Below are 20,000 nucleotides of genomic sequence, written 5' to 3' on the forward strand. Positions count from 1 at the left end.
GGGCGAGCCAGGCGTCGACGTCGGCTGGGATGTAGCCGTCGGCGCGGCGGGTGAGTTCGTCGCGGACGGCTTCGTCGCCCTCGCGAGGCTCGGCCTGCTCCAGCGTGCCCAGCTTGTGCAGCGCCTGGAGCTCGTCGGGGCGGGCCGCGATCCGGGCGGCTTCGCGCAGCTCGGCTTCGCGGGCGGCGGCGGCCGCGGCTTCGGCGGCGAGCTCGGCCTGGCCGACGTCGTCGGTGTCCGGGTCGTACACGGTGCCCGGCGCCGCGTCGGTGAGCAGCTGGTCGATGCGCTCCCACTCCGCCAGCTCCGCCCGGCCGCGCGTGTCGTCGGCCAGGTCCTCGTGCCGCGAGTCCTGCCGGGCATCGAATCGGGCGTCCTCGAGGGCGCGGGCCACGGCGGCGTCCATGCCCTTCGCGCGGCGGCGTACCACGCGCCGGCCGATGCGGGCGTGGTCGACCGGCTCGCGGGCGCGGCGACGCGTGAGGCGTGTGGGCGGCGGACATCGCGCCGGGGCGACCAGAGCGTGGTCATCAAGTCCTCGCGTTCGTCTGCGGATTTGGGAGCGGGCCGCCGCCAGAACGCTGTGCGGCGGCCCGCGAATATGGGTTATAGCGGGCTCTTAATTCCGGCCGGGTCAGAATTGGAACTCGATCGACCGAACGTGTGTGAAATCGGCGCGCAGCCCGTCGGCCCGAGTGCCCCAATCCGTGAAATACGACTCGGTGATGGCCTCAGCGACGATCGGATGCAGCTCCTCCTCCGTCGCACCGGCCTCCTGGAGCTGGAGGATCTGGGAGGCGTAGGTGGGTGATATCGGCGTGGTGATGGTGCGCTCGCGGCCGTCGTCCGAGCTGCCCGTGCAGGTGAATCCGAAGTAGGCCGTCACCTCCACCATCATCCCGCTGGAGGTGGCTGCTCGTTCCTTCGCCTGTGATCTGACCTGCGGTTGCCACTGGGATTCGGTCTCCTCGGCGAGCACGGCATGGAGGCGCTTGTGGGGCTTCTTCAGCTGTCCGGCGCGGTAGCGCTGCACGGTGCGGGTCGAGACGCCCAGGCGTTCGGCGAGGGCCTTCGTGGATCGCTTGGCCCGCGTGTAGAGGAATTCCATCTGAGCCTTTGCTGATTTCGGCGCGGGCCGGGTGAACACCTTCCGCTCCGCCCGTACGAGGGCGTCCAGGACCTTGCCCCTGCGTGGGGTCGGCTGCTGCGAGTCGTGCTGATCGTCCATGGGAGAAGCGTCCGTCAGGTCACCTGTGGACAGATGGCGGCAAGCACACCCCCGCGTCGCACGGACGGCGCTGTTGTGACGGCGATCGGTAGTTGGCCCCCCCGATCGGTAATTGGCTCCCAGGCGATCTGCGATCGCGATCTCTTGGTCAGCCCCCGGTTCCGCGACCTCCCACGCCCGTGATGTCCGTGGACTGGTCGGCGTGCCCGACGCGAGTGGGTCCACCCTGGGTCTCGACGTGCCGGCGATCGTCGCGAGCCTCCTCATCGCCCGGCCGGTCTGCTGGGTTGGACTGTTCGCGCGGTACCGCGTCACCATGCGCGACCGATCCCGAGAGGAGAAATCGGCGCCGGTCAGGCCGTGGCGTTGACGTCTGCCCAGTGGACGGCGTGTCCGGGGCGGTCGTGCTCGCCGTGGGCGGCGGTGATGTGGTCGATGATGTCCAGCCCGCGGCCGTGCTCATCAGGGGTGCCGCTGGCGGCCCAGTCGCCCTCCCTGTCGGCGGGGCCTCCGTCGGAGACCTCGATGTGCACCCGGCAAGTGTCCGCGTCGCGGTTCAGCGAGAGGTTCAGTGGGGGCTGGGCGTGCTCGACGGCGTTGGTGACGAGTTCGGAAACGGTCAGCAGCACCGAGTCGGCCGCCTCCCGGGGGACACCCCACCACGTCAGGAGCCTCTGGGTGATCCTGCGGGCCTCTCCGGCGGCTTCCGGGCGGTGCGAGAGGGGCCAGGCATCGCCCGCTGCCTGTCGCGGCCTCCGGGTGACGCCTCGACTCGGGGAGACGGTGGGTGTGTAGGTGCAGGTCATGATCATCACCCTCTTCCGGCGCCACGGTGACGCCCGGGACTCCAGGCCCCTAACGACCCATGAGCCATTTATACCACTGCTCTATATAGTTTGTCTATATAGAGCAGTGGTATAAATGGCTTGAGTTGAGGATCTTGGCCTGGCGGACGACGAGATTGCAGCTGGCCGGTAGAGCCGCTTACAGCCTGCAGGATTGTCCGGGGTTTCCCCGCAGGGCAGCGTAGGGACCGGGAAAACGGAATGGAACGGACGCCAGAAGGCCCAAGGCCCGGCAGCCACCTTCCTTGCGCGTCACGTCTGATGCACTGTCACTTTCCCTTTCACTCCAGGAGATTGATCATGCGTAACATCAAGTGGCCCCTCGCCGTCCTCGCAGGTCTCACGCTGGCCCTGGGAGGTTCCGCCGTGTCGGCCGTCGCCGCACCGACCGCGCCGGTGGGCGTGGTTCAGGGTCACAGCAGCCCCAACAACGATGACGACGACACCGCCTACGTCATTCACATCCACGACCACGACCACGGCCACGGCGGCTGGAGGTGGGGACGGTAGTTCCGTCCCTGAGGGGGCCGGCCCCGCGTCGGCCCCCGTCCGCGCCCGGCCGGCGCTCCTGCGGCCGGTCGACGGGCCGGCGCTCGGCCTCCTCAGTGACGTCGAAGCGCAGCGGCGGTCTGGTCGCGGCCTGTGCGGCCGCTCGGCCCGAGCGGCAGCTCCGCACTGAGGGTGGTCCCCGCCATGGGCGGACTGTCCAGAACCATCCTGCCGCCGAGGGCTTCCACCCGGTCCTTCAGACCCACGAGGCCGGTACCGGCGGCGAAGGCGGCGCCGCCGACGCCGTCATCCTGTACGCGGACACGCAGTACGCCAGAGTCGGTGTCCACGGTGACGGTGACGGTCGAGGCTTCTGCGTGCTTCGCCGCGTTCGTCAGCGCCTCGGAGACGACGTAGTACGCGCTGACTTCCACACGTTCGGGCAGTCTCCCTCGGAGGCGCACCTCGACATCGACGGGGAGGGCCGATCGGCGGGCGAGCGCCCTCAGCGCGGGACCGAGGCCGCCGTGAGCCAGGACCGCCGGATGGATGCCCCGAGCCACCTCGCGGAGTTCGTCGAACGCGCCCGTGACCCCGGCGGCGACGTCGCGCAGTCGCGCGCGGAGCTCGTCCAGGTCCGGCGGGACCGTCAGCTGCGCGTGCTGGAGCAGGAGGAGCAATGACACGAGCCTCTGCTGCACGCCGTCGTGCAGATCACGTTCGATACGGCGGCGCGCACCGTCGGCGGCCGTCACGACACGGGCGCGTGAGGCGGTCAGTTCGGCATGGGTCCTGGCGTTCTCCACGGCGATCGCCGCCAGGTCGGCGAAGGCAGCCATCTGGGACTCGGTGTTCGCCGGGAACGGGCCGTCGCTCTCCTTCGAGACGACGATCGCACCCCACGCCTCCCCGTCCACCACGATCGGGCGCCCCACCGACGAGCGCATGGCTGGTGCCCGTGCCTTCCGGGCGATCGCCGCGGTGGTGTCCTCGACGTCCTCGATGCGGACGGGACCGCACGTCGGCCGGACCTGGCGGGCGGCCTCGCGTCCCTCGAGGGCAGAGCGAGCACCGACGGGCGACGGATCCGGCCCGCCCCGACGGCTCCAGGTCGCGACGCCACGCATGCCGCCGTACGCCTCGAAGCGCGCCAGGCAGGCCAGATCGGCGCCGCAGAGGAGACCCGTCTCGCGGGCCACGGCCTCGAACACGGTCGACGGCGGAGCGGACCGTGCGACAAGTGTCGCTACCTGCCGCAGCGCGGACTGCTGCTGCGACAGCTGTGCCGACACCTGAGCGGAGCGCCGCAGCCGCACCGCCAGCCGACCGACGATCGCCGCCGTGAGGAGGCAGGCGGCCAGGGCGACGGCGGATCGCGAGCCGGTGATCCCCAGGCTGTGCTGCCCGGCGTACGGCGCGACGGTGCCCAGGAGGCCTGCCATGATCGCCGTTCCGGTGGGCTGGCCCTTCACCCAGTACCGACTCCGCACGTCCACCCGGCCCTGCGTCATCGCTTCACGCCCCTTGCGCGACCCGGCCCGGACCCGGCGGTTCAGCGGTCGACCGGTGCCGGTGCCCATGAGAGCCTGCAGCTGAGCAGGGCATCGCCGCCATCGGCCGGCGAAGGGGCCGGCCGGGCATGCCGCACGGAACGGTGGAAGGCGCGGTATGACACAGCTGCGAGTGGTTCTGGCGGACGACGACGTGCTGCTCCGCCAGGGCCTGGCGGGCCTGCTCGAGCGGGCCGAGGTATCCGTGGTGGGGCAGGCCGGTGACGGCCCGGCCTTGTTGCAGCTCGCGAGGGACACGGTGCCCGACCTGGTCGTGGTCGACATCCGTATGCCGCCGACCAACACCACGGAGGGTCTGGAGGCGGCCCGGGTCATCCGCCGTGAGCTGCCGGATGTCGGCATCCTGGTCCTGTCCGCGCATGTCGAGGTGGAGCAGGCCATGGAGCTGTTGGCCGGCGGTCGGCGGATCGGGTATCTGCTCAAGAGCCGGGTCGCCGACGTGGAGGAGTTCCTGGAGGCGGTCAGACGGATCGCCAAGGGCGGGTCCGTCGTGGATCCTGCCCTGGTTCAGGAACTGGTCTCGGCGCAACGACGAAGGAATCCGCTCGACGAGCTGAGCGCACGCGAGCGCGAGGTGCTGGCCCTGATGGCGGAGGGCCGGTCCAACATCGGTATCGCACGCCGTCTCTGGGTCACCGAGGGCACCGTCGAGAAGCACGTGCGCAGCATCCTCGGCAAACTGGGCCTGTCCGAGACCGACGACGACCACCGGCGGGTACGAGCCGTCCTGACCTTCCTGCAGGCCCCCTGATCCTGCGCCGAACAGGACGCGGTCCGGCGACACCTCTGCGGTGCGGGGGAGCGCATCGACAGGGCAGCTGCCCGCCAGGCCGACGGGCGCCCGGAAACGGATCAGCATGTCGGCCGCCGTCCCCTCTGACGGCCCGACCCGTCCAGCGGCCACTGGCTCCCTGGTGCCCCAGTGACCGTGGCGGTGCAGGGCGCTCGTTCCGGCCGGTCGTCCACTCCCCCGCCTGCCGAGGTCGTCGCGTGGCGGCTGGTTGAGGTTGGCGCCTGCGTGGTCTCGCCGCGGTTGCGGATCAGGGAGGTGGCCGCGGCGACGAGGGCCATGGCGATGGCCAGGGTGAAGACGACGACCAGGCCGTCGTGGAACGGCCGGGAAATCAGGTGGGGGAAGAACTCCCGCCCGGTCAGGTTGGCGGCGTTGGCCCTCGGCAGGTGGTCGAGGATGGCCGGACCGAGCAGCTGCCGGACGGGGTTGTAGCCGAGGAAGGCCGCGAACAGGACCCCCACCGGCGGCAGCGTGGCGACGGTGTGAGCGGCTGGGGCGGGCACGTGCTGGGCGGTGAGGCCGGAGCCGAGGGTGTGCGGCAGCGAGCCGGCGAGCCCGGCGACCATCAGGGAGAAGAAGACGCCCATGGACAGCACCGTGCCGGCGTTCTGGAAGGTGGCGCGCATGCCGGAGGCGGCACCGCGGGCGTCCGGTGGAACGCTGGACATGATGATCGAGGTGTTCGGCGCCGCGAACAGCCCGTTGCCGAGCCCGTTGAGGAAAACCAGGACGGCGAAGGCGCCGTAGGGGAAGTCGGTGGGCAGCAGGAGGAGCCCGGCGAAGGAGACGGCCGTCACGGCGCATCCGGCGACGGCGAACGGCCGGGCGCCGAATCTGTCCGACAGGGCTCCGGACACCGGCCCGGCCGCGAGGAAGCCGACGGTGAGGGGCAGCAGGTAGATACCGGCCCACAGCGGGGTGTCGGCGTAGTCGTAGCCGTGGAGCGGCAGCCAGATGCCCTGCAGCCAGATGATGAGCATGAACTGCAGTCCGCCACGGGCGATCGCGCCCAGCAGCGTGGCCGCGTTGCCGCCGGCGAAGGCGGCGTCGCGGAACAGCCGCAGCGGGAACATCGGTTCGGTGACTTTCGCCTCCATCATGCAGAAGACGGCCAGGGTGAGGGCGCCCCCGGCCAGGCCGGCGAGCACCCAGGGGTCGGTCCAGCCCATGGTGTGTCCGCCGTAGGGCTGGATGCCGTAGGTGATGGCGGCCAGCAGTGCGGTCAGCCCGGCGCCGAAGGTGAGGTTGCCCCACCAGTCGATCCGCCCGGGATCGCGGATGCCCGTCTCGTGCAGCGACTTGTACGCCCACACGGTGCCGATCAGTCCGATCGGCACGTTGACCCAGAAGACGGAGCGCCAGTTCCATTCCACGAGCGCGCCGCCGAGAACCAGGCCGATGAACGTGCCGGCGATGCCAGCGACCATGTTCACGCCGAGCGCCATGCCGCGCTGCCGGGCGGGGAAGGCGTCGGTGAGGATGGCGGTCGAGTTGGCCATCAGCATCGCACCGCCGACGGCCTGCACGATCCGCCACCCGATCAGCCACAGCGCACCGGCCGGCCCGTGCAGCGGGTCGACCGAGAGGATCACCGAGGTGACGGTGAAGACGACGAATCCCAGGTTGTAGACGCGTACCCGGCCCCGCATGTCGCCGAGACGGCCGAGGGTGACGACCAGCACGGCAGTGACCAGCAGGTAGCCCATCAGCATCCACAGCAGGTAGCCGACGTTGCCCGGTTGGAGCGGGTCGAGCCGGATGCCGGTGAAGATACCGGGCAGCGAGATCAGCACGATCGAGCCGTTGATGGTCGCGATCAGCACGCCGAGCGTGGTGTTGGTCAGTGCCACCCATTTGTAGCGGGGGTGGTCGGCGCTGATCCAGGCGCGGCGAGTGCGGGGCCGGACGCCGGGGGCGGTGCCCGCAGGGCGGGGGGTTTGTTCGGCGGTCACCGGCAGTCCTCCCTCCTTGTCTCCTGTGGGACCTGGGGTCAGTTCACGGTGGCCGGGTCGAGCGCGGGTGCGGCCGCGAAGGCGGCCCACGGTGCGCGGTCGACGACCAGGTGGCGCAGCGTGCGTACCTGGCGCGGAGCGTTCCAGCCGAGTACGCCGACCACCCTGCCGTGGTGCCCGTAGGCGGCGGCGAAGTGGCCGTCGGACGGGTCGCCGTAGACGATCCGCATCTCCGCGTCCGGCGGGAAGATGCCGTACGCCTGGATCCTGGTGTCGTACTGGTCGGTCCAGAAGTAGGGCACGGAAGCGAACGGGGTGTAGCCGCCGAGCAGGTTGCCGACCGCGGCCATGGCCTGTTCGGTGGCGTTCATCCGGTGCTCCAGCCGCATCCGGGTGCCAAAGTGCGGGTTGAACCACGAGGCGACGTCGCCGGCGGCGTAGATCCCCGGTGCCGCCTCGCACAGTGCGTCGCACTCCACACCGTCCCTCAGGCGCAGTCCCGAACCCGACAGCCAGCCGGTCGCCGGCGTGGCGCCGAGAGCCAGAACGACCACATCGGCCGGCAGCGTGGTGCCGTCGCCGAGTTCCACCCCGGCCACCCGGCCGCCCGCCCCGCGCAGTCTGCGCACCCCCACTCCGCAGCGCAGGCGGGTTCCGTGGTCGCGGTGCAGGTCGGCGACGAGCTCGCCCACGCGGTCCCCGAACGGGCGCCGCACCGGGACGGGTTCCGGCTCGGCCACGGTCACCTCCAGGCCCATGATCCTGGCCGCCGCGGCAACTTCAGTGCCGAGGAATCCGGCGCCCACGACGACCACCCGGGGCCCGGCGAGCAGCGCGGCGCGCAGGGCGATCGCGTCGTCGAGCGTGCGCAGGACGTGGACTCCGGCCAGATCGCTGTCGGGCAGGCGTCGGGGAGCCACGCCGGTGGCGATGACCAGCGCGTCGAAGCCGATGCTCTCGCCGCCTTCCAAGTGCACCCGGCGGCCCGGGACGTCCAGGGCGACAGCGCGCTGTCCGAGCCGCAGATCGGCCTTCAGCCGCTCGAGGTCCCGCAGGCTGCGCAGGGTGGCCCGTTCGGGCTCCCAGGCGCCGGTGAGGATCTGCTTGGACAGCGGCGGACGGTCGTACGGCGGACGGGACTCCTCACCGATCAGCGTGAGCTCACCGTTCCAGCCTCGGCGGCGGAGGGTCTCGGCCGCAGTCAGGCCTGCGGCCGAGGCACCTACGATGACGATCCTCTTCACGCCTCCGCCCCCTGTTCCTCTGCTCCCTCTTCTTGGACCCAGATCGCCTGGGCCGGGCAGAGGGCGACGGCCTGCCGGACGTCGTCCGCCAGGCCGTCAGGCGGCTTCTCGGTGCGGAGTACGACGATGCCGTCCTCCTCCCGCTGGTCGAACACGTCCGGCGCGCTCAGCACGCACTGACCGGAGGCCACACACTTGTTCTGGTCGACGATCACCTTCATCGGATCCTCCTTTCCCGCACGGCATTTGGCCGCGCTCACCAGGTGACGGGCAGCTCGTAGACGCCATAGACGTTCCCGTCGTGCTTGAACGGGATCTCGTCGAGATCCACAGCGAGCTTCAACGTGGGAATGCGGCGGTACAGGGTGCTGTAGACGACCTGCAGCTCCACCCGGGCCAGCGGCTGGCCCAGGCACTGGTGGACGCCGAAGCCGAAGGCCACGTGATGACGGGGGTTGCGGTCGATGTCCAGCCGGTCGGGGGCGGGGAAGGCGTCGGGATCGCGGTTGGCGACGTCGTTGGCGAGTACGACGCCCTCGCCGGCGCGGATGGTCACACCGCCGACCTCGATGTCCTCCAGAGCCACCCGGCGGCGTCCGGTGTGCACGATGGTGAGATAGCGCAGGAGTTCCTCGACAGCTGAGGCGACCACCTTCGGGTCGTCGCTGTCGCGCAACCGGTCCAGCTGGTCCGGGTTCTGCAGCAGGGCCAGGGTGCCCAGCGCGATCATGTTCGCGGTGGTCTCGTGCCCGGCGGTCAGCAGCAGCATCCCCATGCTTGCCGCCTCATGCCGAGAGAGCTCACCGGCCCTGACCCGCTCGGCCAGCGTGGAGAGCACGTCCTCGGCCGGGTGGGCGAGTTTGACGCCGATCTGCCGGTCCAGGTAGTCGAGCAGCTGCTGTGTGGCCACCCGCCCCTGCTCCACCGTGCTCGTGCGCTTGACCAGGATCTTGCTGTTGGCCTGGAAGAAGTCGTGGTCGGCATACGGGACGCCGAGCAGCTCGCAGATCACCAGCGACGGCACCGGCAACGCGAACTCCTGGACCAGGTCAACCGGCCTGGGCCCGGCGAGCATGGCGTCGATCAGACCGTCGACGATCTTCTGAATGGCAGGCCGCAGCGCCTCCACCTGCCTGATGGAAAAGGCCGCGGTCACCATCCGGCGAAGCCGGGCGTGCTCCGGATCGTCCATGTTGATGAAGGTCCGCGACTGCCTCCGGCGCTCCTGTTGGGCCGGGCTCAGATGGGGGTAGTGCGGGAGGTTGCTCTCCGAGCTGATCCGCGGATCGCCCAGCAGAGCCCGTATGTCGTCGTAGCGGGTGACCAGCCACGGGGTGCTGCCGTCCCATAGCCGCACCCGGCTGATCGGGGCCTGGTCCTGCAGGGTGTGCAGGGCCGGCGGCGGATCGAAGGGGCAGCGGGCCGCCCGGGTCATGGGGTAGTCCGGTACTTGCGCCGACGGCGTATCGGTGCCGGGTGCCGAGAAGGTGCTCATGGTTCTCCGCCCTTTCCGTAGTCGGACATGGGGGCAGCGCGGGGACCGGGCTCCGCCGCGCGGGGCGCGACGGAGCAGCGGGGATGGTCCCGCCTGCGGGAGGAGACACCGAAGAGTGCAGCCAGGAGGCTCAGGAGGGTGATTCGCCGCCGGAAACGCGGGGTTGCGAGGCGGATCGGACCATCCGCCGCACGATGGGCAGAGCCGTGCGCATGGCCTCGCCCAGCGCCCGCACGTCCTGTTCGGGCAACGCGTCCAGCATGTCGCCGACCCGGGCACACTGCGCGCGCCGGCGCTCGGCCATCAGCTCTCGCCCGGCTTCCGTGATGGCAACCAGGCGGACCCGCCCGTCCTCGGGATGGGTCACTCGAGTGGCCAGGCCCTGGTCTTCCAGCCGCTGTACCAGGGCTGTCATCGACGGTTGGGCGATGCCTTCCGCCGCTGCCAGCGCGGTCAGCCGGATCGGTCCTTCCTGCTCCAGTCGGCTGAGCGCCGCGGCGGTGGTCAGACTCATGCTCTGCCGCTCGGACAGAAGGTGCCTGACCATCCCGGTGGCCAGCTCGCTCAGCGCCGCCGCCACCTCCTGGTGACTCTCTTCAGGTGTCTCATCCATGCCCTATTTATATCATACATCTATATTTAGTGTCCATATAGAAGAGTGATATAAATGCGGCCGGACGCGACGCCGGTCTCCGACCAGAACACGGCAGGTGGCCTGCGCCGGGAGATCAATGGCCCCTTCGACGACCAACTGCTGATCTGCCCCCCCCGGCGACGGCAACCTCCAAATCATCGAGCCCGTCTTCGCCGAGCAACGGGGCCGACCCGGCCGCCGTCCCCACCGGACCCGCAGGCAATATGACCGGCGCGTACGCGGCGCTCGCCGATGGCCTGGCCGAGGATGCCCACCCGGTTCCCGGCTTCGCGCACGCACTGTGCCTGCACCGGCCCATCACGGACATCGAAACGGCCGGCCGCCATGACAGCGGCCGGGCGGAATTCCCCATGGACGGCCAGTTACGAGTCCCCGCCACGGCGGCCAGTTGGACCCGCCGGCTGCCGGTCTGATTGCTCTGCGTAGCCGGCATCGGAGGCATCAGGAGCAGCCGGTAGCCCTCTCCGTGTCAGGCCACAGCCGGTGACCGCCCGTGCGGGCAACCCGGGACGCCGTGTCGGTACCGTCCGAACGGCCCGGCTAGCTGCTCGCGCGGAAGATGGGCCAGCCGACCTCGGTGACCAACTCGTCCTCGCCGGTCACATCGAGGGGGCTGCGCAGATAGAACTCGCGCAGCGGGCCGTCAACACTGATCTCGTGGCGCGCGGCATGGGTGCCCAGGTCGCCGTAGGTGAGATCTGTGGTCTGCAGAGTCCCGCGGTGAACCGCGACCGCGAGTTCCGCGCCGGGCACGACCACGGTGTCGATCCGGCCGACCGGGCGAACCTCACCGTCGAACGGGATGAACACCAGTGCCTCCCCGTGCTCGTCCTCAAGCAGCTCATTCGCGAAGAGACCGCCCATCGGGCCGGTGGTGCGCAGTCCGCGGGCAAGGTGACCCGCGCGCCTGATGTAGAAGTCCGGGGGTAGCCGGGCCATGGGCATCTTGGGCACACGGGGCAAGGCGGGACGGCATGGAACAGACGGCGGACGGTGAGGACCGGCAAAGTCGCTGACGGGGGGGCGTCGTCTCGGTGTCAGGCGCGTTCGAAGGCAGTGAGGACATCGCCGTCGCCCGCGACCCTGGCCCGCGCTTTCCTCCAGGATGTGCAGGCAGTGCACGGGCTGCCGGTGTCCGGGCGCGCGATGGGCATGGCGCAGCTGGTGGTCAGCGAGCTGGTGACCAACGCCCGCAAGTACGCACCCGGCCCGTGCCTGGTGACGCTGGAAGTCAGCGGCGGCGCAATCGAGGTGACCGTGTGGGACAGCAACCCGACGCCGTCGGCGGTCCTTGCACCCGACCCGACCCGGATCGGCCAGCACGGACTGGAGATCGTTATGGCGGTCGGTCAGAGTTTCGCGGTGCACCGCGAGCCCGTAGGGAAGCGGATCTCCACAGCCATTGTGCTGGCCGACGATCCAGGCGGAGACGTCGCCGGCCGCCAGCTGTGACGACGCGATACCGGACATCTGGCAGGGCCGGCATCAGCCGCACTTCCTGCACCTGCAACTGCTCGCACCTGTGAGGAAGCCGCAGGTCGGTGTCCGCTCGGCTGGTGCAGGCGACTGTCGGCAGGGTGGTTGTGCGGGTCGGACGGCGGGTCATCAGCGTGATCGAGGCCCAGGTGATTAGGGTCTCGGAGTGCTGAATGAGCCTCTCGTAGTCCCGGTCGTGCCGACGGGCGTTCATCATCCAGGCAACGGACCGCTCGAGCGCCCCGGGCCGGGCCGGGATGCCGAACCCGGTGGCCTTCGGACGGTTGACTGTGTTGATCGTGAGGTTCAAATGCCGCTTTGCCCAGGTCACGAGCTTGACCGCGTAGGCCCGGTCGGCCCGGTGGTGATCTCGGGGTGCATCAGGCGGAGTCGGAAGAGGACCTCTTGTACCACGGAGGCGTGCAGGTCGGCCGGGGTGACCATGACCATCAGCGGCAGGCCGCGCAGGTCGATCACGAGATGGCGTTTGCGGCTGTTGACCTTGTTCCCTGGGTCGTAGCAACGGCACTCTTTCCCGGCGGTGGCTGCCGCTGTGGCTGACTGGTGTCGCTGTTCGTGGCCACCGCCCCGGGGCATCGCGGCGGACATGCTGTGAGAGGTGATCACGGATCTGGCCGATGACACCGCGAGTGGCGTCCGCGGGTGGCCGAGAACCATCTGCGGGTGGCCCCGCCGGCGTCAGTGACGGATCGGTGCGCTGCTGTCCCTGGTCTCGCTGGTGAATGCGTCGCAGGTGTGGGTCAGCCGCAGGATCCTGGCCCGAAACCACCTACTACCTGACGGCGACAAAACCCCAGGTCACAACCACCAACTGAGATCTCTACCGAACCCGGAACGGTTCATCTTGCCGGCCTTGCGGTTTGTACGGCGGCGCTTGATCTCGATGGCTTGGACGGCGTGCGGGAAGAGCAGGCGGGGCTGGACGGTGAAGACCTTCAGACGGCGGATCTCGCGACGGCCGTGGTTTTTGTTCTGAGCGCGGTGCTGGAGCGGAATCTCGCGCCAGGGCAGTCGCCGCAGCTATCGGCGGAGCTTCTTCTGGTTCCCTTTCACGGCCAGGATGTAGTGGGCGCCCTGGGCGGTGATCTGCTCGGCGTGATCGGTCTGCGTGTGCATCGCGTCGGCGGTGATGACGTGCCCACGCAGGTCAAGCCGTTCCAGCAGCGGGGCGAAGGCGGGGATCTCGTTGCTCTTCGCGGCGATCTGCCGCTGTGAGATCACCGTCTGGTTCTCATGCAGGACGGCGGCGAGCAGGTGGATGGCGCTCTTGCCGCCGTCGCGGCTGCCGCGCACGGCTTTGCCGTCGACGGCCAGTCCTACCAGCTCGGGCGGATCAGTTTCAACGGGATCACGGGAGTGCCGGGCAAGCCAGGCGCCCACGGCGTCATCAAGGGCGTCGCCGTCGATGCGGGACAGAAGGCGGCCCAGGGTGGTGGCGCGCGGAAGACGGTCCAGCCCGATCCGTTTGCGCACCTCAGGGGTGTGGAGTCGATGGCGAACCGTGCGATGCCGGCCAGCGTAGTGGCCCCGCCGAGGACCGCGAGCAGGCACAGGGCAAGCAGAGAGCCCAGCCTGTAGCGGCGGCCTCTTACGCGCCGCGGATCGGGAAGCCGGTCCAGGACCGTCGACAACGAGGTTAGATCGGGCAGTTCGGAGGTTGGGAAGGACAAGTCGATGTCCTGGCAGTGGCGTTGCAGGACACCGATCGGGGAGGATGACACGCGAACGCGACCCCTGTTCGTGATCAAAGGCTTCGACAACCTTGATCATCGGGGGTCGCGTTCGTCGTCTCCAGTTGGTGGTCTCGGGTTTAGGGGGTGAGTTGTTTGGCGATCCTCAGGAGTTCGGCTTCGTGGAGGTCCTGATCCGTGGTGCTCACGATGAATGTGTAGGTCCCGTTCGTCCATGTCACGGTGTTATTGGAGTCCGGGGTGAGCCGACCGGCCCATCCGTGGATGGACTCCGGAGTGCCTGCGGCACTCACTGTGAGCTTTCCGGCGATTTGCGTGATGCTCAAAGACGCCTTCTCCGAGGCGCGGTGGTAGAAACGGGTCCAGGCGGGGCCTGAGTTCCGGCCCCGCATGAAGAAGGGTGACAGCTGGGCATGCTGGACGGGGTCGCTCCATTGCACGTCAGTTGTCGGCGCATAGCCTGGCGGGAGATATCGCGGGTTGGCCAGCCGCTTCTGGTCGAAGGGGGCAATGGTCCAGCCGTTACCGGGGTCTACCAGTCGTCGTGTTCCCAGTGGTGACTGCAGCTTCGTGGTGATCTGCTCGTCGATGCTGTTGCACTGAGGCCGGAGATCGATATCGCTTTCCTTCAGTACCAAGGTGACGGAATCGCGGGATTCGCTTGCCACCAGTTCGGGCGGGTCCTGCTGGCATGGGGCCCGGCTGTTCAGGGTGGTGATGGTGCGGCCGTCACCGCTCACCAGTACCTCACCCAAGAGACCCTCCCCATGCCTGGGGTCCTTCATGATCGATGCCGTGACGGCAATGGCGAGAGCGGCCCCTACGGCAACGGCCAACATGATGCGTAGGGTCCGCTGGTGCCTTTTCGGGTTCACGGTCGTGCTCCAAGGTGGGCGAGCCAGCTCCCTGGCTTCATTCGATGGGTCGTGTAGCCCTCGGGGCGACACACCCGCTTTGCATCACACGGGTTCAACGGCTGAGTCGAGATAGAGTACGAGACGGCATACCAAGGTGCACTGTCTCTCACCAGGCCGTACCGGTTGCGGTGAGCGTAGCCTGGCTCACCGCCACGGGACCCTCTGCCTCTCACGTGACCCAGACTGGCACCCACGCGTGACATCAATGATGGCGCCCGGAGGCGGATGCTGGTGATCGTCCACAGACTGAGGAAGGCGAGGATTCGCCCCGAAGTCCAAGAGCCGGCCCACGAGGGGCGGGTCGTCTTGTGCACTCCGCGCCCCATCACTTTGGGGCCATCGCTGGCCGTCCCAGGCGTACCAAGGCCGACAGAGATCGACGGCCCGGCGGTCCCGCTCTGCCCGACCTGATGCCCTGTCCGCGGCAGAGTCCTGCACCCGCAGGGCTGCCATCACCCAGCCGGGAGTTCTACGGCGACGACCTGAATCCGGTCACCGAATTCCGCACCCAACTCGCGCTTGGCCCGCTGCAGGTCGCCGTTAACACCGACCTCCACGACCCCACGGGTGAATCCGAGGTCATCCCCTCCCCTGCCGACCCTGACGATGCGGTAACCGGTGGTGTGTCCCACAAGCGGCACCAGGCGGTCGTGAGTCGCCCGCATCTCCTTCCTGGACCGCGGTGCGTCCCGGAGATCGACGTGCACCCCCAGTCCGAGCCCGGCGAGGGCAGCATCGAAGCGCGCGTCCGTTCTGCGGTAGACGATGAGGCGGTCGCCGGCAGTGTCCACCTCCACCCCCGTATAGGTGTCCGGGAAGGAGTCACCCAGTTGTTCGATCGAGTTCGCGGCCCGATCGAGTGCCGCCTCGTTAGCAGGCCCGGATTTGTCCGCGGACGGGTGGGCGACGGGGCTCGAGCCAGTAGAGGGGGTGCCGGCCCGCGGAAGTTCGGACGGTGCGGCGGACACCATGCCCGCGGGGGCGCCAGCGGACTGCCGACTATGCTGCCCACAGGCAGCCGTGAGCAGGACGGTCATCGCGGCCAGACTTATTCCGATCGCGCGCACGGATGCATGGGCGTGTGGCATGGGCGGGCCCTTACTTCGACAGGTCAGGGAATAGCGCTGGTTGACGTCGGGAGTTGCGGGATGTCACCGCGCTTCCGGAGGCACCCGGATCGATGGCGACGCGGAGATTTCGGCGATCGTACCGTTCGGTCCACCTGCTAGTCGCACGCTCCTTATCGGTCAAGGGCGGCCCGGAGTGCCAGGGTGGGGCGGGAGGCGCCGACACGGTCGAGTAGAGCATCGGTGACAACACACCCGCGACGATCCAAGCCTATGCGCGACGTGGCAGATACGCCCCGTGCCCGATGAGACGCAAGTTCTCTCCCTCGTGCTGGTCCGTCGCCACGGTGCCAGACGACACAGAACCATCGCAACAGACCTCAGCCATCGCTCTGCTGGCAGTCCGGACAGAGGAGAGCCGGCCACACCGTGCCACGTGGCGGGGCTGGGGACGCAGGGAACAGGTGCGACGGCGCTGGCGGTATGGACGGAAGCGCGGCCACAGCCAACCAGGGTGAAGCCCCGCCCCCCACTGGCGGCTGCGCCTCGGTCCTGCCCGCACCTGACTGACCGGGCCGTCTCTGGGCCGTGCGAGGCGAACCAACGCCATTCCAACATTGACAGGCGACTATATGGGCTAAACCGATCCTAGACCGCCGCTTCGCATCAAATAACTTCGCAATAGATAAAATTGCCCATTTCTAGCATATATTTTCGACGTTCACGATTTCCTTACCGACGGGCCCCGCGGGTGCCTGATAGCGTGCGTCAAGATCGTTTGCGATTCGTGCAATCGAGCTTGCCGAACCATCTTCCGTTGGGGAAATTATGAGTGGCAGAACCACCAAACGCCGGGTACGAGGGGTCCTTGCTGTCTCGCTACTGGCAGTAATCCCGCTCGTGGCCACGAGCTTCGCCGAAGCCTCTCCGTCCGCAATCCCCGGGGAAGGCGCCAAGGTTGCTGCCAATCAGACTGCTGGCGGTCACCCGCCGGGGACATCTCTCCAAGACGTCCAGCTGATGAACAACCAACGGGTCCTCGACAAGATTGTCGACCAGATAACGGGGGGAAAGGGCGAGGCCGACCGGGCTCAGATCCCAGGGTTCACGGATGTCGAAGTCATTCCGGCGCAGATGCACATTCGCCTGTACTGGAAAGGCGAAGTACCGGCCTACGTCAAGAACATCCTCTCGTCGCTTCCGTCCGGCGTTACTGCCGAGGTTCTGCCCGCGAAGTATTCCAAAGCAGAGCTACACGCGGCTCGGGAAAAAATGATCTCGAACCGCAAGCTCAAGAACATCGCTTCGAGCTTGACTTCGGCCCCCAGCCGCATCACCAGCGTCGCACTCGCCGTTGACGGAAGCGGGCTGGACATCGGCTACGACGAAGACCGGGGAGTCGGCAAGCGCGACGACCACGATCCTCTCACGCCTACCGCGCGGCAGGACAAAACCCGTGAGGTCAAGGCCGCCGCCGACCGTGAAACCGGCGTGGAAACGCACGTCATGTACAAACCGCTGGTCACCGACGCGTCGACCCGCCAGGTGGACTCCTCGCCCTGGTGGGGAGGGGCTGGTCTTCAGACGCCAGGCGGCACCATCTGCTCCACCGGGTTCGGCGTGACGACCACGGACGGGCGGAAACTCATCACGACTGCCTACCACTGCGGTGATGGGAGCTTCCACACCTGGGGGTACGGCGGAAACGGCCCACATAATTACGTCGGCGTGACGAGCTCTTTGGATTGGTCGGACCAGAGCGACGTGTCTGGTCTCACTACCCAAAGCGGCTTGACGGGTGCTCACCTGTATGACGGCGCCTGGGACGACACGACCGGTTACGCGAAGCCCGTCTCGGGATGGGCCCACAACAATAAGGGTGACCAGGTATGCACATCCGGTGCCAACGGAGGTGTGCACTGCGGCATCACCATCAACCAGACTGATACAACTGTCGTGGGTAGCAACGGCATCCTTCGGCCGGATGTCGATTTGGCGTACGCGAGCCCCAACAGCATCGCCGCCGTCAACGGGGACAGTGGCGGTCCGGTGTTCAGCGGCGCAAATAACTGGACCACCGACGTAGCTCGGGGTACGATCACCGCTCTCGACACCACAACGAACTGCAATGGTCAGAGCACTGCGGACGCCTGGCAGCGGACCCCGTGGTGTTTTAACGGGGTGTATTACGTGCCTATCGCTGTGATCCTGGCCGACAAGGGCTGGACGCTCAACACCAGCACCAGCTGATCCACAAGGCTTCATGGCCCGTCACCGAGTCCGTCACTCGATGGCGGGCCACCTGTGTCGCCCAGCCCCTCCGGCAGGGAAGGGCGCCTCCAATGTCGACTTCACCTTGTAGATGCGCTGGTCACGGGTGCGTGATGACGGCTGGTGAGCGCGTTACGCAACCGACTAAGCTCCTCTTGAGAACGGATGGCCTTCCCAAGTCACGTTCACAACGGAACTTCGAAGCCGTCAGCCTTCCAGCATCTGTCTTGTCAAGTCGCCCAATCCTTCGGCCCGTGCCCGCATCACCACGGTTTTTCAGCGTCCGGCTCGCACCGACACGGCAGCTGTAGTTCAGGTCATAGCTGGTCATGGAGAGCGTGTCGGCGCTGGTGGCAGGCCTGTGCGATGGCTTGATGGTGGCGGCGCCAGGCCATCCAGTGCAGGATGTGTTCCGCGTCCCGGACTGGTGGTGTGAGGACGAACGCCCGGAGGAGTCGGACGAGTTCGGGGCAGGTCAACGGGACGAGACGGGCCGGTCGGGCAGGGCCCGCCGTGGTCGCGGCAGCAGCGGTCAGGGCGAGGACGGCGGATGCGGCAAGGGAGAACAGCGACCAGCGCATCCAGGAGTTCCAGCAGGTCACCTGTCCTTCGTCCAGGCCGGTGAAGGTCCTGCCGAGCTGGAAAGTCTCCTCGATCCGCCATCGTCGGCAGATCACGTTGACCAACTGGGCGAGGGTGACGTCTTCGGTCGACCAACAGCGGAAGAAGGAGAGCTCGCCAGTGTACCGGTGCCGGCGAGCGACCAGGACGCTGGTGCCGTCGTCTCCGTGCCCGTTAGGGGTGTCGTCCGCACGGACATCGAGCCAGGCCCAGTCATACGGGTGCCCTTCGTTCCGTGTCCGGTCTGCATGCGCATCCACTGGTGCGGCAGCACCTTGTTGATCACCTGGCGGGCCGTCCACCTGCGGCCCGCTCCGTCACGTGACGGTGTACGTGTGCGACACGCCGATCGCGTAGCCGAGCCCGAACTCCCGGATACCCCTGCGCAGTTCACGCCCCGAATACACATCGTCACCGGCGAACCAGTGTGCCCGGACGCCCAGCTCGAGCGCGTTCTTGACCATGGCGGCGGTCTGCTGCAGCTTCGTCGCGAACATGATCCCTTCCGGGACGCCGGCTGCTTCACGGCGTTCCTCGTCCGCAGCCCAGTCCCTCGGGAGATACAGGGCCCGGTCGATGACCACCCGCACCGACTCGGTGACCGCGGCCAGGTGCACGGCGACCTGGCACAGTCCGACGCCTTTGATGGCGCCGGAGTACTGGCGGCCGGCGCCGACGCAGTCGGTCGAGGACTTCGCATCCCCGGTCTCGTCCGCGACCAGCACCACTTCCTGACCTGAGAGTTCACGCACGACCAAGCGGGCAATCTCCTCCCGGGCCCGGTCATGGTCGAACCTCGCCCGTGACAGCAGGTGCTGTAGCCGGTGCGGGCCTGGATGCCCCAGCGCCTCAGCCAGCGTCCAGCAGTTCCGCGTGTCCACCTCCCTCAGCAGCCCGGTGAAAACGTTCATGATCATGGTGGCCGTATCTGTGCCCGCACCCGACCCGCAAGCCTCCTACCAGCGCAGACGCCGGAACTACAGCTGCCGTGACCCGACCACAAGACAGGTTTACAGCAGCCTCGAATTCCGGGCGTCTAAAACTCTATTTCGAGCCACTGCACGTCCCGGAATTCCACTCCCAGGCTCGCGCAGCCGCCACCTCCGTGACGGAAATAGGCGTCCGCGATGGCCTCCGCTACCGCCTTGTGGAGGTCGGTGTCCGTCGCTCCCTCCTCCTGTGCCGCCAGGATGAGGGCCGCATGGGAGGGCGACACGGCGATGCTGAGGTCCCGTATCCGGGCGTCGTCCGAGGATCCGTTCGCGGTGAAGCCGAGGGAGGCCCGGAACTTGATGACGAGCCCGCCCGAGGTGGTCGCGCGCTGCCTCGCCTGTGCCCTGACCCGCGGTTGCCACTCGGACTCGGTCTCCTGGACCAGGGCCTGCTGGAGCCGCTTGTTCGGCTTGGTGGAGGCACCCGAGAGGTAGCGCTGCACCGTCTTGCGGGAGACGCCCAGGCGCTCGGCCAGGCTCTTGGTCGAGCCCTTCTCTCGCTTGCGAAGGAATTTCATTTGGGCTCGCGCGGATTTCGGCGCGGGCCGGGTGAACAGGGCGCGCTCCGCGCGGGCGAGGCCCTCCATGATCTTGGCGCGCGTCCGGGCCGCCTGCTGTGCCTTCGCCTCTTCAGTCATAGGGGCACTCCACCGGAGCGGGCCTGTGGACAGA

At 68.2% G+C, this 20,000-nt stretch carries 18 protein-coding genes and 4 pseudogenes; 5 read left to right on the forward strand and 17 right to left on the reverse strand.

What is annotated here, in order from left to right:
- The 3 genes and pseudogenes from ABT288_RS40020 to ABT288_RS40030 all read right to left on the reverse strand — a co-directional run.
- A pseudogene (locus ABT288_RS40020) lies at nucleotides 1-430 on the reverse strand (hypothetical protein); the annotation flags it as partial.
- Nucleotides 431-634: 204 nt separating this feature from the next.
- Nucleotides 635-1,228, reverse strand: coding sequence for a telomere-protecting terminal protein Tpg (tpg, locus tag ABT288_RS40025; protein WP_351618953.1), 594 nt, complete (start codon nucleotides 1,226-1,228; stop codon nucleotides 635-637).
- A 353-nt stretch (nucleotides 1,229-1,581) separates the two neighbouring features.
- Nucleotides 1,582-2,034, reverse strand: a complete 453-nt coding sequence (locus tag ABT288_RS40030) for an ATP-binding protein (RefSeq protein WP_351618956.1) — start codon at nucleotides 2,032-2,034, stop codon at nucleotides 1,582-1,584.
- A gap of 339 nt (nucleotides 2,035-2,373) precedes the next feature.
- Here ABT288_RS40030 and ABT288_RS40035 point away from each other — a divergent pair, with 339 nt between their 5' ends.
- Nucleotides 2,374-2,583, forward strand: a complete 210-nt coding sequence (locus ABT288_RS40035; RefSeq protein ID WP_228625614.1) for a hypothetical protein — start codon at nucleotides 2,374-2,376, stop codon at nucleotides 2,581-2,583.
- Nucleotides 2,584-2,675: 92 nt separating this feature from the next.
- Here the strand turns inward: ABT288_RS40035 and ABT288_RS40040 are convergent, their stop codons facing one another.
- Nucleotides 2,676-4,073: a GAF domain-containing sensor histidine kinase gene (locus tag ABT288_RS40040; protein ID WP_351618959.1), complete on the reverse strand. Its 1,398-nt coding sequence runs from the start codon at nucleotides 4,071-4,073 to the stop codon at nucleotides 2,676-2,678.
- 157 nt (nucleotides 4,074-4,230) lie between these two features.
- Between ABT288_RS40040 and ABT288_RS40045 the strand changes: the two genes are divergently transcribed.
- A complete protein-coding gene (locus ABT288_RS40045; protein WP_351618962.1) occupies nucleotides 4,231-4,884 on the forward strand; it encodes a response regulator in 654 nt (217 codons plus the stop codon).
- A gap of 101 nt (nucleotides 4,885-4,985) precedes the next feature.
- Here ABT288_RS40045 and ABT288_RS40050 read toward each other — a convergent pair whose 3' ends face one another.
- From ABT288_RS40050 to ABT288_RS40070, 5 genes are all read right to left on the reverse strand, one after another.
- On the reverse strand, nucleotides 4,986-6,806 hold the full coding sequence (locus tag ABT288_RS40050; RefSeq protein WP_351619033.1) for an MFS transporter: 1,821 nt from the start codon (nucleotides 6,804-6,806) through the stop codon (nucleotides 4,986-4,988).
- Nucleotides 6,807-6,916: 110 nt separating this feature from the next.
- Complete coding sequence (locus tag ABT288_RS40055) at nucleotides 6,917-8,122, reverse strand: NAD(P)/FAD-dependent oxidoreductase (protein ID WP_351618965.1); 1,206 nt, start codon at nucleotides 8,120-8,122, stop codon at nucleotides 6,917-6,919.
- On the reverse strand, nucleotides 8,119-8,343 hold the full coding sequence (locus tag ABT288_RS40060) for a ferredoxin (RefSeq protein WP_351618968.1): 225 nt from the start codon (nucleotides 8,341-8,343) through the stop codon (nucleotides 8,119-8,121). The genes ABT288_RS40055 and ABT288_RS40060 overlap by 4 nt, the downstream gene beginning before the upstream one ends.
- A gap of 35 nt (nucleotides 8,344-8,378) precedes the next feature.
- On the reverse strand, nucleotides 8,379-9,617 hold the full coding sequence (locus ABT288_RS40065; protein WP_351618971.1) for a cytochrome P450: 1,239 nt from the start codon (nucleotides 9,615-9,617) through the stop codon (nucleotides 8,379-8,381).
- A gap of 130 nt (nucleotides 9,618-9,747) precedes the next feature.
- Nucleotides 9,748-10,230 carry a MarR family winged helix-turn-helix transcriptional regulator gene (locus tag ABT288_RS40070; RefSeq protein WP_351618974.1) on the reverse strand — a complete coding sequence of 161 codons (483 nt, stop codon included), beginning with the start codon at nucleotides 10,228-10,230 and terminating at the stop codon, nucleotides 9,748-9,750.
- A 245-nt stretch (nucleotides 10,231-10,475) separates the two neighbouring features.
- Between ABT288_RS40070 and ABT288_RS40075 the strand changes: the two genes are divergently transcribed.
- The gene (locus ABT288_RS40075) at nucleotides 10,476-10,685 is read left to right on the forward strand and encodes a hypothetical protein (RefSeq protein WP_351618977.1); all 210 of its coding nucleotides are present in this window, start codon (nucleotides 10,476-10,478) and stop codon (nucleotides 10,683-10,685) included.
- A 127-nt stretch (nucleotides 10,686-10,812) separates the two neighbouring features.
- Here ABT288_RS40075 and ABT288_RS40080 read toward each other — a convergent pair whose 3' ends face one another.
- Nucleotides 10,813-11,226 (reverse strand): GyrI-like domain-containing protein, encoded by a 414-nt coding sequence (locus ABT288_RS40080; protein WP_351619036.1) that lies wholly within the window; start codon nucleotides 11,224-11,226, stop codon nucleotides 10,813-10,815.
- A gap of 153 nt (nucleotides 11,227-11,379) precedes the next feature.
- Between ABT288_RS40080 and ABT288_RS40085 the strand changes: the two genes are divergently transcribed.
- Nucleotides 11,380-11,724, forward strand: coding sequence for an ATP-binding protein (locus ABT288_RS40085; protein WP_502972949.1), 345 nt, complete (start codon nucleotides 11,380-11,382; stop codon nucleotides 11,722-11,724).
- Here ABT288_RS40085 and ABT288_RS40090 read toward each other — a convergent pair.
- From ABT288_RS40090 to ABT288_RS40110, 5 genes and pseudogenes are all read right to left on the reverse strand, one after another.
- Nucleotides 11,724-12,403: pseudogene (locus ABT288_RS40090) on the reverse strand (transposase); the annotation flags it as partial. The gene ABT288_RS40085 and the pseudogene ABT288_RS40090 sit on opposite strands and share 1 nt — an antisense overlap.
- A 386-nt stretch (nucleotides 12,404-12,789) precedes the next feature.
- A complete protein-coding gene (locus ABT288_RS40095; RefSeq protein WP_351618980.1) occupies nucleotides 12,790-13,242 on the reverse strand; it encodes an ISAs1 family transposase in 453 nt (150 codons plus the stop codon).
- Nucleotides 13,243-13,268: 26 nt separating this feature from the next.
- Nucleotides 13,269-13,490, reverse strand: a pseudogene (locus ABT288_RS40100) (transposase family protein); the annotation flags it as partial.
- Between the two features lie 89 nt (nucleotides 13,491-13,579).
- Entirely contained in the window at nucleotides 13,580-14,299 is a 720-nt protein-coding gene (locus ABT288_RS40105) for a hypothetical protein (RefSeq protein WP_351618983.1), read from the reverse strand.
- A gap of 530 nt (nucleotides 14,300-14,829) precedes the next feature.
- A complete protein-coding gene (locus ABT288_RS40110; RefSeq protein WP_351618986.1) occupies nucleotides 14,830-15,168 on the reverse strand; it encodes a hypothetical protein in 339 nt (112 codons plus the stop codon).
- A 1,176-nt stretch (nucleotides 15,169-16,344) separates the two neighbouring features.
- Here ABT288_RS40110 and ABT288_RS40115 point away from each other — a divergent pair.
- A complete protein-coding gene (locus tag ABT288_RS40115) occupies nucleotides 16,345-17,694 on the forward strand; it encodes a S1 family peptidase (protein ID WP_351618989.1) in 1,350 nt (449 codons plus the stop codon).
- A gap of 338 nt (nucleotides 17,695-18,032) precedes the next feature.
- On the opposite strand, the pseudogene ABT288_RS50380 reads toward ABT288_RS40115, so the two are convergent.
- Nucleotides 18,033-19,253, reverse strand: a pseudogene (locus ABT288_RS50380) (IS701 family transposase).
- Nucleotides 19,254-19,372: 119 nt separating this feature from the next.
- Nucleotides 19,373-19,966 carry a telomere-protecting terminal protein Tpg gene (gene tpg / locus ABT288_RS40130; RefSeq protein ID WP_351618995.1) on the reverse strand — a complete coding sequence of 198 codons (594 nt, stop codon included), beginning with the start codon at nucleotides 19,964-19,966 and terminating at the stop codon, nucleotides 19,373-19,375.
- Nucleotides 19,967-20,000 lie beyond the last annotated feature (34 nt).

Origin of the sequence: Streptomyces sp. NPDC001093, assembly GCF_040298985.1 — a bacterium.
Lineage (GTDB): Bacteria > Actinomycetota > Actinomycetes > Streptomycetales > Streptomycetaceae > Streptomyces.

Bases quoted from the DNA above. Each gene is read 5' to 3' on its own strand.
- tpg (WP_351618953.1), bottom strand. From the start codon at position 1,228: ATGGACGATCAGCACGACTCGCAGCAGCCGACCCCACGCAGGGGCAAG.
- ABT288_RS40030 (WP_351618956.1), bottom strand. From the start codon at position 2,034: ATGACCTGCACCTACACACCCACCGTCTCCCCGAGTCGAGGCGTCACC.
- ABT288_RS40035 (WP_228625614.1), top strand. From the start codon at position 2,374: ATGCGTAACATCAAGTGGCCCCTCGCCGTCCTCGCAGGTCTCACGCTG.
- ABT288_RS40040 (WP_351618959.1), bottom strand. From the start codon at position 4,073: ATGACGCAGGGCCGGGTGGACGTGCGGAGTCGGTACTGGGTGAAGGGC.
- ABT288_RS40045 (WP_351618962.1), top strand. From the start codon at position 4,231: ATGACACAGCTGCGAGTGGTTCTGGCGGACGACGACGTGCTGCTCCGC.
- ABT288_RS40060 (WP_351618968.1), bottom strand. From the start codon at position 8,343: ATGAAGGTGATCGTCGACCAGAACAAGTGTGTGGCCTCCGGTCAGTGC.
- ABT288_RS40065 (WP_351618971.1), bottom strand. From the start codon at position 9,617: ATGAGCACCTTCTCGGCACCCGGCACCGATACGCCGTCGGCGCAAGTA.
- ABT288_RS40070 (WP_351618974.1), bottom strand. From the start codon at position 10,230: ATGGATGAGACACCTGAAGAGAGTCACCAGGAGGTGGCGGCGGCGCTG.
- ABT288_RS40075 (WP_351618977.1), top strand. From the start codon at position 10,476: ATGACCGGCGCGTACGCGGCGCTCGCCGATGGCCTGGCCGAGGATGCC.
- ABT288_RS40105 (WP_351618983.1), bottom strand. From the start codon at position 14,299: ATGTTGGCCGTTGCCGTAGGGGCCGCTCTCGCCATTGCCGTCACGGCA.
- tpg (WP_351618995.1), bottom strand. From the start codon at position 19,966: ATGACTGAAGAGGCGAAGGCACAGCAGGCGGCCCGGACGCGCGCCAAG.